This is a genomic window from Micromonospora sp. DT81.3, from assembly GCF_049847225.1.
GTDB lineage: Bacteria > Actinomycetota > Actinomycetes > Actinomycetales > Microbacteriaceae > Microbacterium.
This window is the reverse complement of sequence record NZ_JBNCNY010000004.1, coordinates 13,185-34,545: the sequence shown is the minus strand read 5'-3', so window position 1 is coordinate 34,545 and position 21,361 is coordinate 13,185. Positions and strand designations below refer to the sequence as shown.

Annotated in this window: 22 protein-coding genes; 7 read left to right on the top strand and 15 right to left on the bottom strand. The window is 69.6% G+C overall.

Annotated features, from left to right (window positions below; translation table 11 throughout):
* Nucleotide 1 precedes the first annotated feature (1 nt).
* Nucleotides 2-1,249: a glycogen synthase gene (gene glgA, locus ACPW96_RS10335; RefSeq protein WP_425818116.1), complete on the bottom strand. Its 1,248-nt coding sequence runs from the start codon at nucleotides 1,247-1,249 to the stop codon at nucleotides 2-4.
* Nucleotides 1,250-1,294: 45 nt separating this feature from the next.
* Between glgA and ACPW96_RS10330 the strand changes: the two genes are divergently transcribed.
* The 3 genes from ACPW96_RS10330 (at nucleotide 1,295) to ACPW96_RS10320 (ending at nucleotide 4,108) form a co-directional block, all read left to right on the top strand.
* Nucleotides 1,295-2,539 carry a glucose-1-phosphate adenylyltransferase gene (locus tag ACPW96_RS10330; RefSeq protein ID WP_425818114.1) on the top strand — a complete coding sequence of 415 codons (1,245 nt, stop codon included), beginning with the start codon at nucleotides 1,295-1,297 and terminating at the stop codon, nucleotides 2,537-2,539.
* Between the two features lie 154 nt (nucleotides 2,540-2,693).
* A complete protein-coding gene (gene serB / locus ACPW96_RS10325) occupies nucleotides 2,694-3,335 on the top strand; it encodes a phosphoserine phosphatase SerB (RefSeq protein WP_425882992.1) in 642 nt (213 codons plus the stop codon).
* 74 nt (nucleotides 3,336-3,409) lie between these two features.
* Nucleotides 3,410-4,108 (top strand): alpha/beta fold hydrolase, encoded by a 699-nt coding sequence (locus tag ACPW96_RS10320; protein WP_425818110.1) that lies wholly within the window; start codon nucleotides 3,410-3,412, stop codon nucleotides 4,106-4,108.
* Between the two features lie 54 nt (nucleotides 4,109-4,162).
* On the opposite strand, the gene fabG is transcribed toward ACPW96_RS10320, so the two are convergent.
* Nucleotides 4,163-4,873 (bottom strand): 3-oxoacyl-ACP reductase FabG, encoded by a 711-nt coding sequence (fabG, locus tag ACPW96_RS10315; RefSeq protein WP_425818108.1) that lies wholly within the window; start codon nucleotides 4,871-4,873, stop codon nucleotides 4,163-4,165.
* A gap of 143 nt (nucleotides 4,874-5,016) precedes the next feature.
* On the opposite strand from fabG, the gene ACPW96_RS10310 reads away from it, so the two are divergent.
* The 3 genes from ACPW96_RS10310 (at nucleotide 5,017) to ACPW96_RS10300 (ending at nucleotide 7,153) form a co-directional block, all read left to right on the top strand.
* Nucleotides 5,017-5,469 carry a DUF4190 domain-containing protein gene (locus ACPW96_RS10310; protein WP_425818106.1) on the top strand — a complete coding sequence of 151 codons (453 nt, stop codon included), beginning with the start codon at nucleotides 5,017-5,019 and terminating at the stop codon, nucleotides 5,467-5,469.
* Between the two features lie 87 nt (nucleotides 5,470-5,556).
* A complete protein-coding gene (locus ACPW96_RS10305; RefSeq protein WP_425882990.1) occupies nucleotides 5,557-5,919 on the top strand; it encodes a DUF3099 domain-containing protein in 363 nt (120 codons plus the stop codon).
* Nucleotides 5,920-6,247: 328 nt separating this feature from the next.
* Nucleotides 6,248-7,153: an SURF1 family protein gene (locus ACPW96_RS10300; RefSeq protein ID WP_425882988.1), complete on the top strand. Its 906-nt coding sequence runs from the start codon at nucleotides 6,248-6,250 to the stop codon at nucleotides 7,151-7,153.
* A gap of 10 nt (nucleotides 7,154-7,163) precedes the next feature.
* On the opposite strand, the gene ACPW96_RS10295 is transcribed toward ACPW96_RS10300, so the two are convergent.
* A complete protein-coding gene (locus ACPW96_RS10295; RefSeq protein ID WP_425818102.1) occupies nucleotides 7,164-8,762 on the bottom strand; it encodes an ABC-F family ATP-binding cassette domain-containing protein in 1,599 nt (532 codons plus the stop codon).
* Nucleotides 8,763-8,956: 194 nt separating this feature from the next.
* On the opposite strand from ACPW96_RS10295, the gene ACPW96_RS10290 reads away from it, so the two are divergent.
* A complete protein-coding gene (locus ACPW96_RS10290) occupies nucleotides 8,957-9,589 on the top strand; it encodes a biotin transporter BioY (RefSeq protein ID WP_425882987.1) in 633 nt (210 codons plus the stop codon).
* A gap of 69 nt (nucleotides 9,590-9,658) precedes the next feature.
* On the opposite strand, the gene ACPW96_RS10285 is transcribed toward ACPW96_RS10290, so the two are convergent.
* From ACPW96_RS10285 to sufB, 12 genes are all read right to left on the bottom strand, one after another.
* Nucleotides 9,659-10,699, bottom strand: coding sequence for an ABC transporter substrate-binding protein (locus ACPW96_RS10285; RefSeq protein WP_425882985.1), 1,041 nt, complete (start codon nucleotides 10,697-10,699; stop codon nucleotides 9,659-9,661).
* A 23-nt stretch (nucleotides 10,700-10,722) separates the two neighbouring features.
* Entirely contained in the window at nucleotides 10,723-11,544 is an 822-nt protein-coding gene (locus tag ACPW96_RS10280; RefSeq protein WP_425818096.1) for an ABC transporter ATP-binding protein, read from the bottom strand.
* On the bottom strand, nucleotides 11,541-12,560 hold the full coding sequence (locus ACPW96_RS10275) for a FecCD family ABC transporter permease (protein ID WP_425818094.1): 1,020 nt from the start codon (nucleotides 12,558-12,560) through the stop codon (nucleotides 11,541-11,543). Before ACPW96_RS10275 ends, ACPW96_RS10280 begins: the two co-directional genes overlap by 4 nt.
* Nucleotides 12,557-13,567, bottom strand: coding sequence for a FecCD family ABC transporter permease (locus ACPW96_RS10270; RefSeq protein WP_425882983.1), 1,011 nt, complete (start codon nucleotides 13,565-13,567; stop codon nucleotides 12,557-12,559). Before ACPW96_RS10270 ends, ACPW96_RS10275 begins: the two co-directional genes overlap by 4 nt.
* Nucleotides 13,564-14,508 carry a siderophore-interacting protein gene (locus tag ACPW96_RS10265; RefSeq protein WP_425882981.1) on the bottom strand — a complete coding sequence of 315 codons (945 nt, stop codon included), beginning with the start codon at nucleotides 14,506-14,508 and terminating at the stop codon, nucleotides 13,564-13,566. Before ACPW96_RS10265 ends, ACPW96_RS10270 begins: the two co-directional genes overlap by 4 nt.
* Nucleotides 14,509-14,605: 97 nt before the next feature.
* Nucleotides 14,606-15,991: an MFS transporter gene (locus ACPW96_RS10260; protein WP_425882980.1), complete on the bottom strand. Its 1,386-nt coding sequence runs from the start codon at nucleotides 15,989-15,991 to the stop codon at nucleotides 14,606-14,608.
* Nucleotides 15,988-17,160 (bottom strand): MalY/PatB family protein, encoded by a 1,173-nt coding sequence (locus ACPW96_RS10255; RefSeq protein ID WP_425882978.1) that lies wholly within the window; start codon nucleotides 17,158-17,160, stop codon nucleotides 15,988-15,990. The genes ACPW96_RS10260 and ACPW96_RS10255 overlap by 4 nt, the downstream gene beginning before the upstream one ends.
* 56 nt (nucleotides 17,161-17,216) lie before the next feature.
* Nucleotides 17,217-17,546 carry a metal-sulfur cluster assembly factor gene (locus tag ACPW96_RS10250; protein WP_425818084.1) on the bottom strand — a complete coding sequence of 110 codons (330 nt, stop codon included), beginning with the start codon at nucleotides 17,544-17,546 and terminating at the stop codon, nucleotides 17,217-17,219.
* A gap of 9 nt (nucleotides 17,547-17,555) precedes the next feature.
* Nucleotides 17,556-18,326 (bottom strand): Fe-S cluster assembly ATPase SufC, encoded by a 771-nt coding sequence (gene sufC / locus ACPW96_RS10245; RefSeq protein ID WP_425818082.1) that lies wholly within the window; start codon nucleotides 18,324-18,326, stop codon nucleotides 17,556-17,558.
* A 2-nt stretch (nucleotides 18,327-18,328) separates the two neighbouring features.
* Nucleotides 18,329-18,655: a non-heme iron oxygenase ferredoxin subunit gene (locus ACPW96_RS10240; protein ID WP_425818080.1), complete on the bottom strand. Its 327-nt coding sequence runs from the start codon at nucleotides 18,653-18,655 to the stop codon at nucleotides 18,329-18,331.
* Nucleotides 18,652-19,836: a Fe-S cluster assembly protein SufD gene (sufD, locus tag ACPW96_RS10235; RefSeq protein WP_425882977.1), complete on the bottom strand. Its 1,185-nt coding sequence runs from the start codon at nucleotides 19,834-19,836 to the stop codon at nucleotides 18,652-18,654. The genes ACPW96_RS10240 and sufD overlap by 4 nt, the downstream gene beginning before the upstream one ends.
* Nucleotides 19,837-21,255, bottom strand: coding sequence for a Fe-S cluster assembly protein SufB (gene sufB, locus ACPW96_RS10230; protein ID WP_425818076.1), 1,419 nt, complete (start codon nucleotides 21,253-21,255; stop codon nucleotides 19,837-19,839).
* Nucleotides 21,256-21,361 lie beyond the last annotated feature (106 nt).

The following is a 21,361-nucleotide window of genomic DNA, read 5'->3' as shown; positions in this document are numbered from 1 at the left end:
CCTATCGGCTCGTCGTTGCCGCTCCCGTGCCCGCCGCGGCGCGTGCGGCACTCGCGACCTCGGAGTAGAGCGCCTCTGTGGTGGCGGCGATCTGCCCCCAGCTGAAGTCGTTCGTCGCGCGCTCCCGCCCGGCCCGGCCGTACTCAGCAGCACGCGCCGGATCGCTGACCACCTCGGTCAGCACGCGGGCCAGGTCGTTCACATACCGGTCGGGGTCGACGGGCGTGCCGGTGCCGTCCTGCACCTGCTCGATCGGAACGAGCCGGCCGGTCACGCCGTCGACGACCACCTCGGGGATGCCCCCGGTCGCCGTGCCGACGACTGCCGCGCCGCACGCCATCGCCTCGAGGTTCACGATCCCGAGCGGTTCATACACCGACGGGCATACGAACGTCGTCGCCGACGAGAGGATCGCGCAGAGTTCGTGCCGGGGCAGCAGGCGGTCGATCCAGACGACGCCCGAGCGCGTCTCCTGCAGCTTTCGCACCCCCGCCTCCACCTCGGCCATGATCTGCGGAGTGTCGGGGGCGCCGGCGCAGAGCACGAGCTGCACGTCGGGGGGCAGCTGCTCCGCCGCGCGCAGTAGGTACGGGAGGCCCTTCTGACGGGTGATGCGACCGACGAAGACGATGGACGGCTTGGAGGGGTCGATGCCCTCGGCCTCGAGCACGGCGGCGTCCTCGACCGGACCCCAGGCATCCACGTCGATGCCGTTGTAGATCACGCGCACCTTGGCAGGATCGAGCGAAGGGTAGCTGCGCAGGATGTCGGCACGCATGCCCTCGCTCACGGCCACCACCGCGGCCGCCGACTCGTAGGCCGTCTTCTCGACCCAGCTCGAAACGGCGTATCCGCCGCCGAGCTGCTCGGCCTTCCACGGCCTCAGCGGCTCGAGACTGTGAGCGGTGACGATGTGCGGGATGCCGTGCAGCATCGAGGACAGGTGACCGGCGAAGTTCGCGTACCAGGTGTGGCTGTGCACGACGTCGGCGCCGGCGACATCCGAGACGATCTCGAGGTCGGTTCCCATCGTCTGGATCGCGCCGTTCGCGCCGGCCAGTTCGGTCGGCACGCCGTACGCGGTCGTGCCCTCCTCGTCGCGCGGCGCGCCGAAGCAGCGCACCTGCACATCGAGCGGCCCGTCGGATGAATCGACCGCCCTGAGCGCCTTCACGAGTTCGGCCGCATGCACCCCCGCTCCGCCGTAGATCTCGGGCGGATACTCCTTGGTGATGATGTCGACGCGCATGCCAGAACGCTAGTACAGCGCGGCGGGGCGCTCTAGGGTGGTGCCATGCCTACAGCGCCGAAGGTCTTTGGAATCGTCCTCGCCGGTGGGGAGGGGAAGCGCCTCATGCCCCTCACCGTCGACCGTGCGAAGCCCGCCGTGCCCTTCGGGGGGCAATACCGGCTGATCGATTTCGCGATATCCAATCTGATCAACTCCGGCCTCAGACAGCTCGTCGTGCTGACGCAGTACAAGTCGCACAGCCTCGACCGGCATGTATCGCAGACGTGGCGGATGTCTGCATTGCTGGACTCGTATGTGACGTCCGTGCCCGCCCAGCAGCGACTCGGCAAGCGGTGGTTCAGCGGATCGGCCGACGCCATCCTGCAGAGCCTGAATCTGATCCGCGACGAGAAGCCGGACATCGTCGTCGTCGTGGGCGCGGACCACGTCTACCGGATGGATTTCCGCCAGATGCTCGACGCGCACATCGCGTCGGGCGCACGAGCCACGGTCGCCGGCATCCGGCAGCCGATCGAGCTCGCCAACCAGTTCGGGGTCATCGACGTGCAGCCCGATGACGCCACGCGCATCCGGGAGTTCCTCGAGAAGCCGAGCGAGATCGAGGGGCTGCAGGACTCCCCCGGCGAGATCCTGGCGTCGATGGGCAATTACATCTTCGATGCCGACGCCCTCATCGAGGCGGTCGAGCACGACGGCGAGCTGCCCACCTCGAACCACGACATGGGCGGCGACATCATCCCGTACTTCGTGTCGCGGGGCGAGGCGGGGGTCTACGACATGAAGGCGAACGACGTGCCCGGCTCGACGGAGCGCGACCGCGACTACTGGCGCGATGTGGGAACGATCGACTCGTTCTTCGACGCGCACATGGACCTGATCTCGACGCTGCCCGTGTTCAACCTCTACAACATGGAGTGGCCGATCCACTCCCAGACGGTGAACTCGCCCCCGGCCAAGTTCGTACGGGACTCGATGGGGCGCATCACGAACACGATCGATTCCATCGTCTCGCTCGGATCGGTGCTCTCGGGCACGCATCTCGAGCGCAGCGTGGTGGGTCCGTGGACGCTGGCAGGCGGCGGATCGACCGTGACGGATGCCGTCGTCTTCGACGGGGTCCTCATCGGCAAAGGAGCCCGCATCCATCGGGCTATCCTCGACAAGAACGTCGTGCTCGATGACGGTGCCACCGTGGGCGTGGACCGCGACAGAGACCTGGAGCGCGGCTTCACCGTGACGGACTCGGGCATCACGGTGGTGGCAAAGGGCATTCACATCACGGCATGAACCGGATGCCGCGGTGCATCCGGTACCTCCGCGGGACGCGCTGCCGTTTGCTTTTCGCGCCGCGATGTGACGCAGCGCGCGACGAGCACTGCTGCGCGAGCGCGATGGGTCGGCATCGACGGCGATGACGGCCGTCCCGCTACGCTCTTGTGTCGTGCCCTCCCGACCCCTGCTCGTCGTGCTCGACGCCGACTCAACGCTCATCCGCAACGAGGTCATCGAGCTGATCGCAGACGAGGCCGGACGGGGACCCGAGGTCACCGCCGCCACCGAGGCCGCCATGCGGGGGGAGGTGGACTTCGCGGAGAGCCTGCGCACCCGAGTCGCCGCTCTCACGGGTGTGCCGGTGTCGGCGTTCGCCCACGTGATCTCGCGGATCGAGCCGACACCCGGTGTGCGGGAGCTGATCGCCGCCGTGCACGAGCGGGGCGGGACCGTGGGTGTGGTCTCGGGAGGCTTCCACGAGATCCTCGACGTGATCTGCCCCGATCTCGGAGTGGACATCTGGCGCGCCAACCGGCTCGGCGTGAAGGACGAGGCGCTCTCGGGGCTGGTCGATGGTCATATCGTCGATGGGTCGGCCAAGGCGTCCGCGCTGGTCGAGTGGGCCGCAATGCACGGCGTCCCACCCGGCGCCACGATTGCGATCGGGGACGGTGCGAACGACCTGCTGATGCTCGGCGTGGCGGGACTCGGCCTCGCCTTCAACGCCAAGCCGGCGGTCCGGGCGGCCGCGGACCTCGTCGTGGGTCCTCTCGACCTCCGTGAGGTCATCCCGCTGCTGCCTCCACGGTGAGAGGCGGGAGCAGCGGGGTCGTGGTCAGGGTTGTGATCGTGGCCGGTGTCGGAGGCGGGGCGTAGCGTCTCGGCATGGATGTTCTTCTGATTCCGGGCCTCTGGCTCGATGCGTCGTCGTGGGACGACGTGATTCCCGTTCTGCGTTCCGCTGGTCACACACCGCACCCGCTCAGCATGCCCGGCGTGGGCTCACCCGGTGACGAGTCCCGCGAGGTCGGGATGGGGGACTGGATTGACGCGGCGGTCGCCCGACTGGACGCGCTCACCGGACCCGTCGCGGTCGTGGGGCACAGCGGCGGCGGCAACGTCGCCTACGGTGCCGTCGACGCGCGCCCCGACAAGGTAGCGAGGGTGATCCTCGTCGACACCTTTCCGCAGGGCGACGGCGGCATCATCTGGGATGAGTTCCCCGAGGTCGACGGGGTCATCCCCTTCCCGGGCTGGGACGCCTTCGAGCAGAACGAGATCCAGGACCTCGACGACGATGCGCGCGCTCGGATCGAGCAAGTGGTCAAGACGGTCCCCCGCAAAGTGCCCGCCGACCCGCTCGTGCTCACGGACGTCCGCCGGCGTGAGGTTCCCATGACCATGATCACGTGCAGCGTCCCGTCCGGCGTGGTGCGGGAGTACATGGCTCAGGGTCCGCCATGGATTGCGGAGCTCGCCGCGATCGAAGATCTCGACCTGGTCGACCTGCCGGCGGGCCACTGGCCGCAATTCAGCCGTCCGACCGAACTCGGCGAGGCGATCGTCCGTTCGTTGACCGACTGACAGCGTGCATCGGCCCGCCCCCGGTTCGCACCGCGAACTCAGTCGACCGGATGCTCAGTGGCCCATGCCGAGGCCGCCGTCGACCGGGATCACGGCGCCTGAGATGTACGCCGAGGCATCCGATGCGAGCCACGTCACGACACCCGCAACCTCGTCGGCGGTCGCGAAGCGGCCGGCCGGGATGTTCCGCTTGTACTCCGCCTGCGTGTCTTCGGGCAGTGCGGCCGTCATGTCGGTCTCGATGAACCCCGGCGCGACGACGTTTGCGGTGATGCCGCGCCCCCCGAGCTCGCGGGTGAGCGATCGCGCGAAGCCGACGAGCCCGCTCTTCGACGCCGCGTAGTTCACCTGACCGGCCGAGCCGTAGAGACCCACGACGCTGGAGATGAGGATCACCCGGCCGAACCGAGCGCGCAGCATGCCCTTGGACGCGCGCTTGACGACGCGGAAAGCCCCACCCAGGTTGGTCGACACCACGCTGTCGAAGTCTTGCTCGCTCATCCGCATGAGCAGCGTGTCCTTGGTGATTCCGGCGTTCGCGACGACGATCTCGACGGGACCGAGCTGCGCCTCCACCTCGGTGAACGCCGCATCCACGGCAGCGGCATCCGTCACGTCCGCTCGCACGGTGAGCGTGCCCTCGGGTCCCTCACCGCTCCGCGCGGTCACGGCGACGCGGTAGCCTTCCGCGACGAAGCGCTCGGCGATGGCGCGGCCGATTCCTCGGTTTCCTCCGGTGACGAGAACGACGCGATCGCTGGTCATATGGGGTACTCCGATGCTCTGGGGAGGGATGAGGGCGGCGCCGGAGCGCTCGCGGCCGAGTCCGCACCAGCCTAGCGTCGCCTCACATTGACACCCCCGGTCCCCGCTGGAACGCTGTATGGAACAGCAACGAAAGGCACACCATGAGCGACAACACCACACCCGGCTCGAATCCCCCGCAGCCCCCCTCCGACCACCCGGGCGCTGCACCACAGCCCCCGGCCTACTCGCCTCCCGCCTACGGGCAGGCCCCGGCCTACGGCCAGGCACCGGCATACGGGCAGGCTCCGGCCTACGGTGCGTACGGCCAGGGCGCGCCGCCGAAGACGAACACGCTCGCCGTCGTGTCCCTGATCAGCGGGATCGCCGGCTTCGTCATCCTGCCCTTCATCGCGTCGATCGTCGCGGTCGTGACCGGGCACATGGCACTCGGTCAGATCAAGAAGACCGGCGAGCAGGGCCGCGGAATGGCCCTTGCCGGAACCATCATCGGATGGGTCGGCATCGCCCTGGCGGTGCTGGGCGTCATCATCCTGTTCGCGATGCTTCCACTGCTGATCGACATCGCCAACAACCCGCAGAACTACCGCGCTTAATCGCTCGCTGTCAGTCGTCTCGACGACGAGATACTCTCATGGTGCACCCGGCCTGCGTCGCTTCGCGCGGCGTACGCTGGATGTACCGTGAAATCCACCGCGAAGGCCCAATCCACGACGTCGGTGCCGCGTGCCCCGCACGAGGAGGCCGGAGCGCGCTTCACGAAGTACCTCGTCACGATGGGCATCCGCATCGCCTGCTTCATCCTGATGGTGGCGATCACGCCGTACGGCTGGTACACGTGGGTCTTCGGCATCGGGGCGATGGTGCTGCCCTACGTCGCCGTGGTGCTCGCGAACGTCGGCCAGGACACGCACATCTCCCGTGCCGAGAGCCCGTTCATCGCGATCGAAGCGCCTCTCCCCCCGATCGAGCCACCGAGCGCGGCGCCGCCGGTCATCCGCATCGCCGAGGCGCCGCCGGCACCGACGGAACCCCGACAGGCCTGATCGTGGCCGCACCACCGGAGCAGCCCGTCTGCTCTCGCGCGGGCTGCCGCGCCCCCGCGACGCAGAGCGTGGTGTGGCGGAACCCCCGGATCCACACGGCCGACCGCCGCAAGGTCTGGCTGGCGTGCGACGAGCACGCACCGTACCTGAGGGACTACCTCGCGGCTCGGTCGTTCCCCGTTTCGGTCTCGCCGTTCGTGGCGCCCCTTGATGGGGCTCCGCCCCAAACCCCCGGCTCGCTGACGCGCGCCCCTGATGGGGCTCCGCCCCAAACCCCCGGCTCGCTGACGCGCGCCCCTGATGGGGCCGACCCGACGGTGGTCGCGCCGTGAGCCTGCGGGAGGCCGAGGTGGCGCAGGCGCCGCGCCGGAGCGACACACGGCGCTCGGCTGCGCTTCGCTGGAGCGGGTACGTCGCGCTCGCCCTCGCGTTCGCGGTCGGCTGCTGGTTCCTCTCGCAGTGGCAGTTCGCGCGCAATGAGCAGCGCGCGGCTCAGTTGGACCTCGTGGCCGAGAACTACGACGCGGATCCCGTGCCGATCGGCGAGGTCCTGACCGGGCTGGTGGACTTCGACTCGGGCGACGAATGGCTGCCCGTGCTGCTCACGGGCGAGTACGTGGTCGAGGACCAGCTTCTCGCGCGCAACCGACCGCGCGGCGGCACCAGCGCCTTCGAGGTGCTGACGCCCCTGCGGCTCGATGACGGTCGGATCTTCATCGTCGACCGCGGGTGGGTGCCGCCGGGTGAGGGCACGGTGCCCGATGTGATCCCGGCACCTCCGACCGGCGAGGTGACCGTCATCGCGCGACTGCGCCCCGGCGAGGCGCTTCCCAGCCGTTCGGCGCCGGAGGGTCAGGTTCCCACGATCCACCTTCCGAGCATCGCCGAGGTCAGCGGGGCGAGCACCATCACCTCCGCCTATGGCCTGATGATCTCGGAGGACCCGGCCCCTGTCACCCGACCCAACGCGCTCGACGCGCCGACCGAGGACCCCGGACCGCACCTGTCGTATGCGATCCAGTGGATTCTGTTCGCTCTCATGGGCTTCATCTTCATCGGCTACATCATCCGCACCGAGATCAAGGTGCGCCGTGAAGACGCCGAGGATGCGGCTGCGGAAGCCGAACTTCCGCAGGACGCGCCGAAGCCCCCGCGTCGGCAGCGCACCCCGACCAGGCGTCGCGACCGCGACATGTCGGAAGAGGACGCGATCCTCGACTCAGCGGGCCGCTGACCCTTCGACATCAGGCGAGGGCGATGAGGTCCTGGTACTCGCGATTCCAGAGGTCCTCGACCCCGTCGGGCAGGATGAGCACGCGCTCGGGGTTGAGCGCCGACACGGCGCCCTCGTCGTGCGAGACCAGCACGACGGCGCCCTCGTAGTGCGCGAGCGCACCGAGGATCTCCTCGCGTGAGGCCGGGTCGAGGTTGTTCGTCGGCTCGTCGAGCAGCAGCATGTTGGCGGATGACACCACGAGCGTCGCGAGCGACAGGCGCGTCTTCTCGCCGCCCGAGAGCACGCCCGCGGGCTTGAGCACGTCATCCCCGGTGAACAGGAAGGAGCCGAGCACCTTGCGCGCCTCGGTGGCGCTGATGTCCGGCGCGGCAGACATCATGTTCTCGAGCACCGAGCGCGAGACATCCAGGTTCTCGTGCTCCTGGGCGTAGTAGCCGATCTTCAGCCCGTGTCCCGGCTCGAGCTGCCCGGTGTCGGGCTTGTCGACGCCGGCGAGAATGCGCAGCAGCGTCGTCTTGCCGGCGCCGTTCAGGCCGAGCACGACGACCTTGGAGCCGCGGTCTATGGCGAGGTCGACATCCGTGAAGATCTCCAGCGAGCCGTAGGACTTCGACAGCCCCGACGCCATGAGCGGCGTCTTGCCGCACGCCGCGGGCTTCGGGAACCGGAGCTTCGCCACGCGCTCCACCTGGCGCACCTCGTCGAGGCCGGAGAGCATCTTCTCGGCACGGGCGACCATCTGGTGCGCCGCCGCGGCCTTCGACGCTTTCGCTCCGAACCGGGCGGCCTGCATCTGCAGCTGAGTCGCCTTCTTCTCGACGTTGACGCGCTCCTTCTTGCGACGCTCCTCGTCGGCCACCCGCTGGCGCAGGTAGTTCTTCCAGTTCATGTTGTAGACGTCGATGACCTGGCGGTTCGCGTCGAGGTAGAAGACGCGGTTGACCGTCTCGCCGACGAGCTCCACGTCGTGGCTGATCACGATCAGCCCGCCCTTGTAGTTCTTCAGGAACTCGCGCAGCCACACGACGCTGTCGGCGTCGAGGTGGTTGGTGGGCTCGTCGAGGATCATCGAGTCCGCGTCGGAGAACAGGATGCGCGCCAGCTCGATTCGTCGGCGCTGACCGCCGGAGAGGGTGCGCAGCGGCTGGTCGAGGATGCGGTCGGGAAGCGAGAGATTGTGGGCGATGGATGCCGCTTCGGCCTCGGCCGTGTAGCCGCCGAGCCCCTCGAACCGCTCGGTCAGGCTGCTGTAGCGCTTCATCGCTTTGGCGGCGACATCCGGGTTCTCATCGCCCATCGCCATCGACGCCTCGTGCATGCCGAGCGCGATCGTGCCGAGGCCGCGCGCGTCGAGGATACGGGTGCGCGCGAGCATGTCGGGGTCACCGGTGCGGGGGTCCTGCGGAAGGTAGCCCAGCTCACCGTGTCGCTCCACGCGGCCGTCGGCCGGGAGCAGGTCGCCGGCGAGCACCTTGGTGAGCGTGGTCTTGCCGGCGCCGTTGCGCCCGACGAGGCCGACCTTGTCGCCCGGCGAGACGCGGAACGACACGTCGGACATGAGCACGCGGGCGCCGACGCGGATCTCGAGGTCGTGAACGGCAAGCACAGCGAAACGTCCGTTCGTTCAGGGAGGAAGGTGAGGGGCGGCCGATCGGCCGACCTCCAAGTATAAGCGGCGATGGCTGGAAGCGGAGTGCGTCCTCGACGCCCGGGGCGCTGGAGATCCCTTACAGACGGCGCGCCGATCATTGGTGGACTCCATCCAAGATGTGCGGACAGCCGCCCTCTAGGCTGAGTCCCATGTCAGCCATCGCCGTCGCCCCCTCGCCCCGTCGCGTCCTCGCCGATGTGATCGCCCGTCCCTCGTCACGGGCGCGGGCTTTCGCCCTCGACACGGCGCTCGTCCTCACGGGTGTCGCCCTGGTCGCGGTGCTCGCCAAGGTCTCGTTCTTCATCGGCCCGGTGCCCATCACCGGCCAGACGCTCGGCGTGATCCTCGTCGGCGCCGCGCTCGGCGCCAAGCGAGGCGCCGCCAGCCTCACGACGTACATGCTGCTCGGCCTCGCGGGGCTCCCCATCTTCGCCGGTCCGGTCGCCGGCCCCGCCTACGTGCTGTCGCCCTCGTTCGGGTTCATCGTCGGCTTCATCCCCGCGGCCTTCGTCGCGGGCTGGTTCGCCGAGCGTGCGTGGGACCGCAAGCCCGTGCTCGCCTTCGTCGGCTTCGTCGCGGCCAGCGTCATCCCGTTCCTCGTCGGCGTTCCGTACATGGCATTCATCCTCAGCAGCGTGATGGGTGTCGACATCACCTTCGCGTCGGTGATGGAGGCGGGCGTGCTGCCGTTCATCGCCGGTGGCGTCATCAAGGCCGCCATCGCCGCCCTCGCCATCCCGCTCGCGTGGCGCGGTGTTCGCGCCCTCGATGCCCGCAAGTGAGTGCCGCGGCATCCTGAACGCACGAAAGCCCCGGCGGGATGGCCGGGGCTTTCGCCATGTTCGAGCTGATCAGCCCTGAGCCGCCGCCGTGGCGGCCGCGAGCTGCTCGACCACCTGGGGCAGGATCCACGGGAGGGTCAGCGCCGTCGGCGAGATGGCGGCGACGTTCTCCTCTCCGACGATGGCACCCACGGCACCGGATGCCACGCCGGGGATGAGCTTCGTCCGGTCGGACGTGAGGAAGGTCTGCAGCTCGTCCTCGCTGTCCACCTGGGTGAAGATCACCTCGGCGTCGATCTGGTCGAGGTTCTCGCTGCTGACCGTGGTGTAGAACGTGGCTTCTCCGGTGTCGAGTGCGGTGACCGCTTCGGCGGTGACGAAGCCGAGGTCCTCGAGGATCTCCACGCGCGGGTCGGCCGGCAGATAGAGGTAGAACGTGTCGACGTCGTCGGCCGCGTACGCGATCGTGGTGCCGTCGAACTCCGGGTTCTCCGCCGCGGCGTCGGCCACCTGCTGGTCGAGGTCGGCCAGCACCTGCTCCGCCTCCGCATCCAGACCCAGCGCCTTGCCCGTCTCGGTGATGACTTCGCGCCACGGAGTGGACCAGAGCGCCTCTGCGGGGGCGAGGACGGGGATGCCGGCGCCGGTGACCGCGTCGTACTCCTCCTGCGTCAGACCCGAGTACGGCGCGATGAGCACATCCGGGTCCGACGCCAGCAGCTCTTCGACCGAGAGCTCGAATGTGGCGTTGTCGAGGATCGCTGGCTCCTCGCCGCCGAGGTCGGCGATGGCATCCTCGACCCATGGCGTGATGCGGTTGTCGCCCCCGCCGTAGTCCATCGAGGCGATCGCGACGGGCACGATGCCGAGCGCGAGCACCGCATCGGTGGCACCCCAGCCCCAGGTCGCAATGCGCTCCGGAGCGGACTCGATGGTCGTCTCGCCGTACATGTGCTCGAACGTGACGGGGAACGCGTCCGCCGAGCCGGCGGGGGCGTCGGAGGAGCCGGCGGTCTCGGTGCCGGGGGTGCCGGCGCAGCCGGCGAGGACCAGCCCGCCGGCCACCGTGAGCGCGGCGAGGGCGCTCAGGCGGGAGGTGGATGAGGACATGCGGGACTTTCCTTTCGGTCGCGTCATGCCTCGTCCGCGGCGGCGTGGGCGCCGCCGGGGACGGGGATGACGAGGGGGGTGGAGGTGAGGGGGTCGGGTATCACGAGGGCCTCGAGGTCGAACGCCTGCGACACCACCTCGCGGGTGAGCACCGCGGACGGCTCGCCGTGCGCGACGACCCGTCCCGCGCTCATCACGACGAGGTCGTCGGCGTAGCGTGCGGCGAGGTTGAGCTCGTGCAGCACGACGACGATGGTGGTGCCGTCTGTGCGATTCAGGGTGCGCAGCAGATCGAGCACCTCGATCTGGTGGCTCAGGTCGAGGAAGGTCGTCGGTTCGTCGAGGAGCAGCACACGGGGCTCCTGAGCGAGGGCCATGGCGATCCACACGCGCTGGCGCTGCCCGCCCGACAGGTCGCCGACCGGGCGATCGGCGAGGGCGCGGACGCCGGTCTTCGCCATCGCGTCGTCCACCCGCGCCGTGTCCGCCGCGCTCCAGCGCTGGAAGAGCCCACGATGCGGGTGGCGGCCGCGCGAGACCAGCTCGGCGACCGTGAGCCCGTCGGGGGCGGTGGGATGCTGCGGCAGCAGGCCGACGCTCTGGGCGAACCGCCGGCGCGGCAGCGTCGAGACGTCGGCTCCGTCGAGTTCGACCGTTCCCGCAAGGGGTTCGTTGACGCGGGCGAGGACGCTCAGGAGCGTGGACTTGCCGCACGCGTTGGCACCGATGATCATCGTCATCCGTCCCGGCGCGAAGTCGAGGTCGAGGCCTTCGATGACGCGGCGGCCCGGATAGCCGGCGGAGAGACCTCTGGCCGACAGACGTGGGGCGGATGCCGTGGTCACAGGTGCCGTCCTTTCGATGTGGCGAGCAGCCAGAGCAGGAACACCGAGCCGATCGCGCCGGTCACGACGCCGACGGGAACCGACACGCCCGGAAGAGCGAACTGCGCGACGAGGTCGGCCGCCGCGAGCAGGCCGGCGCCGGTCGCGGCGCTCGTGCCGATGCCGACCGCGCCGTGACCGAGAAGCGGCCGCGCGATGGCCGGGGCGCAGAGCGCGATGAAGGCGATGGGACCCACGAACGCGCACGTCACGGCGGTCAGCAGGACGGCGGTGAGGATCGTGACCAGCCGCACGGTCGAGGACCGCACCCCCAGCGACGCGGCCGTGGGCGCCCCCATCTGGGTGATCGGCAGCCAGCGCGCACACGCGACGACCGCCGGCGTAGCGATGACGAGGACGATGAGCACGGTGGCGACGTTCCACCACGGCGTCGATGCCAGGCTGCCGGTGAGCCAGATCAGGGCCGATTGGGCCAGTTCCACCTGAGCCCGCACCATCAGGTAATTCGTGATGGCGACGCTGAGGAAGGCGACTCCCACGCCGGCGAGGATCAGGCGATAGCCGCCGTCCGCGCGGTGCCGGCCGGCGAGCAGCAGGAATGCGGCGACCGCGATCCCGCCGAGGAACGCCGCGGCCGCGAGCAGCGGACCGCCCACGCCGAGGATGAGGAGCGCGAACACCGCTGCTGCGCCCGCGCCGCCGCTGATTCCGAGCAGGTCCGGGCTCGCGAGCGGGTTCCCCAGGAGGGACTGCAGCAGCCCGCCGGCCGCGCCGAGCGCGGCACCGACGAGAAGCGCCATCGCGAGCCGGGGCGCGCGCACTTGGAAGACGACGTACGACTCCACGCGCTCGCCGCCGCCCCAGAGGGTGCGCCACAAGTCAGCCGGCGCGATCCGGTAGTCGCCGATGGAGAGCGACAGCATCGCCACGGCGAGAACCGCGAGGAGGACCGAGACCACGACCGTGGTCCGGCGCCGACGGACGAGCGAGCGGATCTCGAGCACGGACGACGTCACAGCGTCACCCGCCCCGGCCGCAGCACGATGGAGATCAGCACGGGAGCGCCTACGAAGGCGACGACGAGCCCCGCCTGCACTTCGCCCGGCAGCGCGATCACCCGTCCGAGCACGTCGGCCGCGAGCAGCACCACGGCGCCCGCGGGGGCACCGATGGCCAGCAGCCAGCGGTAGTCGCCCCCGATGAGCGCTCGGAGTGCGTGCGGCACGAGCAGGCCGACGAAGACGATCGGCCCGGCGATGGCGGTCGCGCTGCCGCACAGCAGTACCGTCGCGACGATGCCGAGCGCACGCGTGCGGGCGACGCTGTGCCCGAGACCGGTGGCCGTGTCGTCTCCGAGAGCCATGAGATCGAGCCCACGCGCCGACGTGAAGGCGATGATCGCACCCACGAGGAGAGGCAGGAGCACGACCGCGACGGTGTCGAGCCCGCGCGCCGTCAGGCCGCCGACCTGCCAGTAGCGGAAGACGTCGAACGCCGTGATGGAGGTGGTCAGGATCAGCATCGTGACGGCGGTGAGCCCCGCCGTCACGGCGGCGCCGGTCAAAGCGAGCTTCGCGGGACTGGAGCCGTCCGGACCGCGCGTTCCGATCGCCGCGACGACGACGGACGCGACAGCGGCGCCCGCGAAGGCGAACCACACGAAGCCGGAAGGCGCGGTGATGCCGAGGAGCGTGATCGCGGCGAGCACGGCCACCGACGCGCCGGCGTTGACGCCGAGCAGACCGGGGTCGGCGAGCGGGTTGCGGGTGAGACCCTGCATGAGCGTGCCCGCCAGGGCGAGGGCGGCTCCGGCCAGCACCCCGATCGCCGTGCGCGGCACGCGCTGGCCGAGGATCACGGTGTGGTCGGCGATCGACATGTCCGGCCGCAGCATGGCGTCGATCACCACCGCGGGCGCGACGGGCCGCGCTCCGATCGCCAGGCTCGCACCGATCAGGAGCAGGAGCAGCGCGACCGCGAGAAGAAGCAGCAGACGCCCTCGTCGATCGCGAGCGGTGGTCATTCCTGGCGCTCGGACTGGCCCAGGCGCCAGTAGCCCATGAAGGCCACGCGCTTGCGATCCACCCCGCACCCCTGCACCAGGTGACGGCGCAGGCCCTTGACCATGGCCGCCTCCCCCGCCATCCAGGCGTAGAACTCGCCGTCCGAGTCGTCCGGGCTGTCCCACAGGAGATCGACGTCGACATCGACCTCGGCGAGTTCCTGACGCCGGGGGGACGCCGCGGCGGCGAGGACGTCCGCCGCTCCGGCGCTCCAGCCGGTGACCGCCTCGGTGAGGGCGGCGCCGTGCGCACGGTCTCCGCGCGCGAGCCACGTGACCCGGAAGCCGGTCGGCAGGTCGACCTCGAGGAAGTCGTCAGCGGTCGGAACCTCGATGAACGCATCGACGGCGTAGGACTCGTCGAGCGATTCGAGGATCGAGCAGATCGCCGGAGCGGCCGTCTCATCGCCCGCCAGCACGACCCGGCGGGCGGTGCCGGGGTGCCAATCGAGTCCGAGTCGGAAACCCTCGCTTCGCTGATCGGGTCCGACGACCACGATCTCCTGACCGACCGCGGTCTGCTCCGCCCAGCTGCCGGCCGGACCGGCGTCGTGGTGCACGACGAAGTCGACGAGCAGCCGGCGGGCGGCGGGATCGATCCGGCGGACCGTGTACGTGCGCAGAGGGCTGCGCGTCGCGGAGGGGATCTCCCGCCACGCGGTGTACCAGTCCCCCGCGTCGATCGCCTCATCGTCGTGCTGACCGATGTCGCTGAGCGTGCCGTCCTCGAGCGGCAGGATGAGCTTGACCCGCTGGTCGAGACCCGCCGTGCCGAACACCTCGAAGTCGGGACCCGTGAAGGCGACGCGCACGAAGTGCGGGGAGAGCCGTTGCACCTCGGCCACCGTCGCGGCATAGGGGCGGTACGCGGGGCGCGTGCGGAGTGCGGTGGAAGAGCTCACCCAGTAAGGGTAGCCTTACCTCTCTTCCGGGGCCAAATCCCGGCGTGTCACTCGACCGGGCGGCTCACTCGACGGCGACTTCGTGGAACGAGGCCCTTCACGCGGCGCGGACCGCGGAGGCCTCGTGCGCGTGCCCGAGCCGCAGACCGGGCACGAGCGCGACGAGGGCGAGACCGGTGGCGAGGGCGAAGACCGCCGGGAACCCGGCATCCACCGTCTGGAGCGCCGTGAAGACGAGTCCCATCACCGCGATGGAAGCCGATGCGCCGATGGAGTCCGAGATGGACAGCGCCGACGAGTTGAAGCCCTGGTTCTGCGGCGTCGAGTACGCGAGCGTCAGCACGGTCAGCCGGGCGTACATGAGTCCCATGCCCGCGCCGGCGAGCGTCCAGCCGGCGATCAGCACCGCCGGCGGCAGACCGAGCAGCGCCGTCGCGCACGCGGTGGCGGTGGATGTCGCCAGAAGCGTGATCCCGATCAGGGTGATCCGCCTGTTGCCCAGCCGGTCGCCGAACCGCCCCTGCACGTCGGCGAACGCGGCCCACGCCAGGGCCGCGACCGTCAGACCGAGGCCGGCCAGCGTCGGTGAGAAGTCGTAGCGGTCGATGAGCAGGTAGGGCACATAGATCTCGGCGCCGAACAGCGTTCCGGCGATGAGTCCTCGCATCAGCACGACGCTCGGCAGCCCCCGACCCGCCCGCAGGGTGTGCGGAGGCAGCAGGCGGCGGGCGGCGAGGCCGATGAGAACGAGGGATGCCGCGGCCACGGCCCACCCGAATGCCGGCACTTGGCCCGACAGGCCGAGGGCGAGGGCGCCGGCCGCCACCAAGACCGCGAGTCCGAGGCGGGTTGCCACCCCGCCGCTCTTCCCCGTACCGTTCGAGTGCATGTCGACGCCCCGCAGCGTTACCACGACCATCGCGAAGGCGACCGCGGTGAGCACGGCGACGCCGAGGAAGACCCAGCGCCAGTGCAGGAACTCGGCGACGGCGCCCGCGAGGAAGGGCCCGACCAGTGACGGCACGACCCATGCCGCCGCGAAGGCGGCGAAGACGCGGCCGTGCAGGGCCGACGGATAGACCCGGGCCACCACGACGTAGAGCGCTACCGTCTGACCGCCGGCTCCCAGCCCCTGAACGAGGCGGCCGAGCACGAGGAGCTCCATCGTGGGTGCGAGCCCGGCGATGAGCAGCCCCGCCACGAACAGGCCCGTCGCCGCGGGGAGCGGCGGCATGGGGCCGGCCCGATCCGACCAAGCACCGGTCGCGACCATCCCGATCACGCTGGTGGCGAGGGTCGCCGAGAACGCCACCGCGTAGAGCGCCGCACCGTCGAGTTCCCGGCTCACCACTGGCATGACCGTCGTGACGGCGAGTGCCTGCACGGCTGCCAGCAGGACGAGCGCGACGGAGCCGATCGTGACCCAGACGACGCGAGGGTCCCAGATTCCGGTCGGCTCCTCGCGGGTGCGCTGCTCGGTCACGAGTCGACGAGCGCACCCACGCGCTCCATCGCCTCCCGCAGCACCTCGGGGGAGCAGCCGAAGTTGATGCGAACGTGCCCGACCCCTTCTTCGCCGAACGCCGGCCCGAAGTGGAACGCGACCTTCGCGTCCCGGAGGATGCGCTTGGCCGGGTTGCGTCCCCAGCCCAGGGCCGTGAGGTCGACCCACGCGAGGTAGCCCGCATCCGGCGCGATGTACCGCGCACCCGGCAGGTGCTCGGCCAGCAGATCCGCGAGCAGCCGGCGGTTCTGATCGAGCGTCATGAGCAGCCCGTCGAGCCACGCATCGCTCTCGGGAGAGAGTGCCGCCACGCTCGCGAGCATCCCGAGCTGGGACGTGCGCCACTCGACCTCCACCGGCATCCCGCGCACGATCCGGCCGGGCCGCTCCCCCGCGGTCACCATGACGGCGCACTTCAGGCCGGCGAGGTTGAAGGCCTTGCTCGCGGATGCCACGGCGAAGCCGATCTCGCGAGCCTCGGGTGCGGCATCCAGGAACGGGGTGAACGGCACCCCCGGCTGAGTGAGCGGCGCGTGGATCTCGTCGCTCACCACGCGAACGCCGAACCGCGCGGCGAGGCGGGCGAGGGCCGCCAGGCTTTCGCGCGAGTGCACGGTTCCGGTGGGGTTGTGGGGGTTGCAGAGCAGGAAGGCGCGGGCTCCCGCGGCGAACGCCGCCTCGATCCCGTCCAGGTCGAGCTCCCAGCCGGTCGCGGTGCGCAGGAGCGGGACGCGCTCGTCCACGGCGCCCGCCTCCTCGATCAGGTCGTAGAACGGCGGGTAGACCGGCGGGGTCACCACGACACGGTCGCCACGGTTTGTGATGCGGCGCAGGATCTCTACGATCCCCAGGCTCACGTCGGCCGTCGAGCGGACCATCGCGGGGTCGACGGTCCACCCGTAGCGCCGCTGCGCGAACTCCGCGTAGGCCCCCGCCAGCGGGTTGCGGGATGCCGTGTAGCCCGTGTCTCCGAGGTCAATGGCGCGGTGCAGGGCGGAGCTGATCGCGGGCGCCAGGGGGAAATCCGTCTCGGCGACGAACATCGGGAGGACATCCGCGTCGTATTCGCGCCACTTCTCGCTCGTCCGCTCACGGAGCCGCTCGAGCGGCAGTGCCTGGACGGGTTCGGTGCGGGCGTCGATCGTCACCACACGAGCCTACGGCGTGCCTTCGCCGTTGGGCCTGCCCTGAGCTTGTCGAAGGGTCAGATCGCGAAGCCGAGCGCGCGCATCATGTCGCGACCGTCGTCGGTGATCCGCTCCGGACCCCACGGCGGCATCCACACCCAGTTGATGCGGAACCGGTCGACGACGTCATCCAGGGCCTGCGCCGTCTGCTCCTCGAGCACATCGGTCAGCGGGCACCCCGCGCTGGTGAGCGTCATGTGGATGACGAGCGCGTCGTTCTCGTCATCCCAGCCGAGGTCGTAGATGAGCCCGAGGTCGACGACGTTGATGCCCAGCTCGGGGTCCATGACGTCCTTGAGCGCCTCGGTCACCTCGTCGAACTTCTGCGGTGTGAGCGTCGCGTTCATACGGCGATTCTACGCTTCCACATCTGTGACGGCCTCGAGGTACCTGTCATAGCCCTCGTCCTCCAGCCGGTCTGCGAGCTCGGGCCCGCCCTCTTCGACGATGCGCCCGCCGATCATGACGTGCACGAAGTCGGGGTGGATGTAGCGCAGGATCCGCGTGTAGTGCGTGATGAGCAGCACGCCCAGATCAGTCTCGGCCTTGGCGCGGTTCACGCCCTCCGAGACGATCTTCAGCGCGTCGACATCGAGGCCGGAGTCGGTCTCGTCGAGGACTGCGATCTGCGGCTTGAGCAGCTCGAGCTGCAGGATCTCGTGACGCTTCTTCTCGCCGCCGGAGAAGCCCTCGTTGACGTTGCGCGATGCGAACTTCGGGTCCATGCGCAGGTTCTTCATGGACTGCTTGACGTCTTTGGTCCACGTGCGGATGGGCGGGGCCGCACCGTCGATCGCGGTCTTGGCCGTTCGGAGGAAGTTCGTGACCGTGACCCCGGGGATCTCCACCGGGTACTGCATCGCGAGGAAGAGGCCGGCGCGGGCGCGCTCGTCGACGGTCATCGCGAGCACGTCGTCGCCGTCGAGCGTGATCGAGCCGCTCTGCACCTTGTACTTGGGGTGACCGGCGATCGTGTACGCGAGGGTGGACTTGCCGGAGCCGTTGGGGCCCATGATGGCGTGGGTCTGTCCGGTGCGGATCGTGAGCGTGACGCCGTTCAGGATGGGCGTGGTGCCGGCATCCGTCTCGACGGTGACGTACAGATCGCGGATCTCGAGCACTGCCATGTTCAGACTTCCTTCGTGACGTTCGGATCGATGAGCACGTCGTCGCCGTCGATTTCGACGACGTAGACGGGGACGGGCTCATACGCGGGGAGGTTCAGGGGGTGGCCGGTGCGCAGCGAGAACGCGGAGCCGTGGGCCCAGCACTCGAGGCTGTCGCCCTCGACGAAGCCCTCGGCGAGGGAGATGTCGCCGTGGGTGCAGGTGTCGCCGATCGCGTGCACCTCGCCGGCGGAGTCGAGGACCACGGCGATCGGCACCTTCTTCACGACGACGCGCTTGGGCGTGTCCTGCTCGAGTTCGCTGAGTGAGCAGACGCGGGTCGCGGTCACAGCGCCGTACCTTCCATGAGTTCGGCCTCGATGGCCGCCGACAGTTCTGCTTCGAGCTCGGGGATGCCGATGCGCTGCACGATCTCGCTGAGGAAGCCGATGACGACGAGTCGACGGGCCTCCTCTTCGCTGATGCCGCGCGCCTGCAGGTAGAACAGCTGCTCATCGTCGAAGCGCCCGGTGGCGCTCGCGTGCCCGGCTCCGCGGATGTCGCCGGTCTCGATCTCGAGGTTCGGGATGGACTCGGCGCGAGCGCCGTCGGTGAGCACGAGGTTGCGGTTGGCCTCGTACGAGTCGGTGCCGACGGCATCCGGCCCGATCAGCACATCGCCGATCCACACGCTGCGAGCCCCCGCGCCCTGCAGGGCGCCCTTGTACAGCACGTCGCCGCGGGTCTCGGCGCCCTTGTGGAAGAGGTAGACCTGGCTCTCGAGGTGCTGGCCGGCGTCCGAGAAGCTCAGGCCGTAGAGCTCGCCCTGCGAGCCCGTGCCCGCGAGCTCGACGCTCGGGTTGACGCGGACGACGCCGCCACCGAAGCTGACGACGATGTGCCGGAGCGTCGCGTCGCGATCGACGCGGGCCTGGTGGGATGCCGCGTGCACCGCGTCATCCGCCCATTGCTGCACCGTGATGACCGTGAGATGGGCGCCGTCGCGGACGAGGATCTCGACGTTGGCGGCGACCTGCACCGACCCGCTGTGGCGCAGCAGCACGATCGCGTGGGAGTTCGGCTCGGCCTCGATCAGGACGTTGGCGTGCGTGAGCCCGCCGTTGCCGTGCACGTCGACGACCACCGGCTCGGAGAGCTCGGCGGAGGCCGGGATGCGGACGTGCAGCGCCTCCACGGCACGCTCCCAGGCGATGGCGGCGGCCAGGTCCTCGGGCACGAAAACCTCGCCGCGGGGCGCATCCGCCGCGCGCTTGGGCGCGGCGACGACGCCATCCGGTGCGGTCACGGTGAGCGTGACGGCCTCGGCATCGCCGTCGACGTTCTCGAACAGGGGCGAGAGGCGGTCGACGGGGGTGTGCTTCCAGTTCACCTCACGCCCGCTCGGCCGCTCGAAGTCAGCGGCGTGGAACGAACGAGGGCGCTCTGATCGGGTCTGGATCGGAGCCCAGCCGCCGTCGGAGTGCGCCGTCGAGCCCGGCACCGGGGCGGGTGCCTGTGTCGTGGTCGTCATCTAGCCGACCGATCCTTCCATGCCCATCTCGATGAGCTTGTTCAGTTCGAGCGCATACTCCATCGGCAGCTCGCGGGCGATCGGCTCGATGAAGCCGCGCACGATCATGGCCATGGCCTCGTCCTCCGGCATGCCGCGGGACTGCAGATAGAACAGCTGCTCCTCGCTGACCTTCGAGACGGTGGCCTCGTGACCCAGCTGCACGTCGTCGACGCGGATGTCGATGGCCGGATACGTGTCGGAGCGCGAGATCGTGTCGACCAGCAGCGCGTCGCACCGCACCGTGTTCGCCGAGTGGTGCGCATTCGCATCCACCCTCACCTCACCGCGGTAGCCGGCCCTGCCGCCGCCGCGTGCGATCGACTTCGAGACGATCGATGACTGCGTGTAGGGCGCCATGTGGATCATCTTCGCGCCGGCGTCCTGGTGCTGACCGGGGCCGGCGAAGGCCACGGACAGCGTCTCGCCCTTGGCGCGCTCGCCGACGAGGAAGATCGACGGGTACTTCATCGTGACCTTCGAGCCGATGTTGCCGTCGATCCACTCCATCGTCGCGCCCTCGTGCGCGATCGCGCGCTTGGTGACGAGGTTGTAGACGTTGTTCGACCAGTTCTGGATCGTCGTGTAGCGAACGCGCGCGTTCTTCTTCACGATGATCTCGACGACGGCCGAGTGCAGGGAGTCGCTCTTGTAGATAGGGGCGGTGCAGCCCTCGATGTAGTGCACGTACGAGCCCTCGTCCGCGATGATCAGCGTGCGCTCGAACTGGCCCATGTTCTCGGTGTTGATGCGGAAATACGCCTGCAGCGGGATCTCGACGTGCACGCCGGGCGGCACGTAGACGAACGATCCGCCCGACCAGACGGCCGTGTTGAGCGCGGCGAACTTGTTGTCACCGGAGGGGATGACGGTGCCGAAGTACTCCGTGAAGAACTCGGGGTGCTCGCGGAGCGCGGTGTCGGTGTCCATGAAGATGACGCCCTGCGCCTCGAGCTGCTCGTTGATCTGGTGGTAGACCACCTCCGACTCGTACTGCGCCGCGACACCGGAGACGAGACGCTGGCGCTCGGCCTCGGGGATGCCGAGGCGCTCGTACGTGTTGCGGATCTCCTCGGGGAGCTCCTCCCATGAGCCTGCCTGCTTCTCCGTGGAGCGCACGAAGTACTTGATGTTGTCGAAGTCGATCTCGCTGAGGTCGGCTCCCCAGGTCGGCATCGGCTTGCGCTCGAAGAGCTGCAGACCCTTCAGGCGCGCCTTGAGCATCCACTCCGGCTCGTCCTTCAAGGTCGAGATGCCGCGCACGACGGCCTCGCTCAGTCCGCGCTGGGCGATCGCCCCGGCGGCGTCGGCGTCGTGCCAGCCGAATTCGTAAGTACCGAGCCCCGCGAGCTCAGGTCGGTCGATGAGCACATCAGACATGACGTCACACTCTCCTCTAGGCCTCAACGGTGTCATCCGCCCCGACATCCGAGACCACGAGGTTTCGTGGGGGTGGATGCCGCTGGTGGGCCCTTCTCCGAGGCGC

What these genes read in the sequence shown, in the direction of transcription:
- glgA (WP_425818116.1), bottom strand. Translation starts at nt 1,249, where the DNA reads ATGCGCGTCGACATCATCACCAAGGAGTATCCGCCCGAGATCTACGGC.
- ACPW96_RS10330 (WP_425818114.1), top strand. Translation starts at nt 1,295, where the DNA reads ATGCCTACAGCGCCGAAGGTCTTTGGAATCGTCCTCGCCGGTGGGGAG.
- ACPW96_RS10320 (WP_425818110.1), top strand. Translation starts at nt 3,410, where the DNA reads ATGGATGTTCTTCTGATTCCGGGCCTCTGGCTCGATGCGTCGTCGTGG.
- fabG (WP_425818108.1), bottom strand. Translation starts at nt 4,873, where the DNA reads ATGACCAGCGATCGCGTCGTTCTCGTCACCGGAGGAAACCGAGGAATC.
- ACPW96_RS10310 (WP_425818106.1), top strand. Translation starts at nt 5,017, where the DNA reads ATGAGCGACAACACCACACCCGGCTCGAATCCCCCGCAGCCCCCCTCC.
- ACPW96_RS10290 (WP_425882987.1), top strand. Translation starts at nt 8,957, where the DNA reads ATGTCAGCCATCGCCGTCGCCCCCTCGCCCCGTCGCGTCCTCGCCGAT.
- ACPW96_RS10285 (WP_425882985.1), bottom strand. Translation starts at nt 10,699, where the DNA reads ATGTCCTCATCCACCTCCCGCCTGAGCGCCCTCGCCGCGCTCACGGTG.
- ACPW96_RS10270 (WP_425882983.1), bottom strand. Translation starts at nt 13,567, where the DNA reads ATGACCACCGCTCGCGATCGACGAGGGCGTCTGCTGCTTCTTCTCGCG.
- ACPW96_RS10250 (WP_425818084.1), bottom strand. Translation starts at nt 17,546, where the DNA reads ATGAACGCGACGCTCACACCGCAGAAGTTCGACGAGGTGACCGAGGCG.
- sufC (WP_425818082.1), bottom strand. Translation starts at nt 18,326, where the DNA reads ATGGCAGTGCTCGAGATCCGCGATCTGTACGTCACCGTCGAGACGGAT.
- sufD (WP_425882977.1), bottom strand. Translation starts at nt 19,836, where the DNA reads ATGACGACCACGACACAGGCACCCGCCCCGGTGCCGGGCTCGACGGCG.
- sufB (WP_425818076.1), bottom strand. Translation starts at nt 21,255, where the DNA reads ATGTCTGATGTGCTCATCGACCGACCTGAGCTCGCGGGGCTCGGTACT.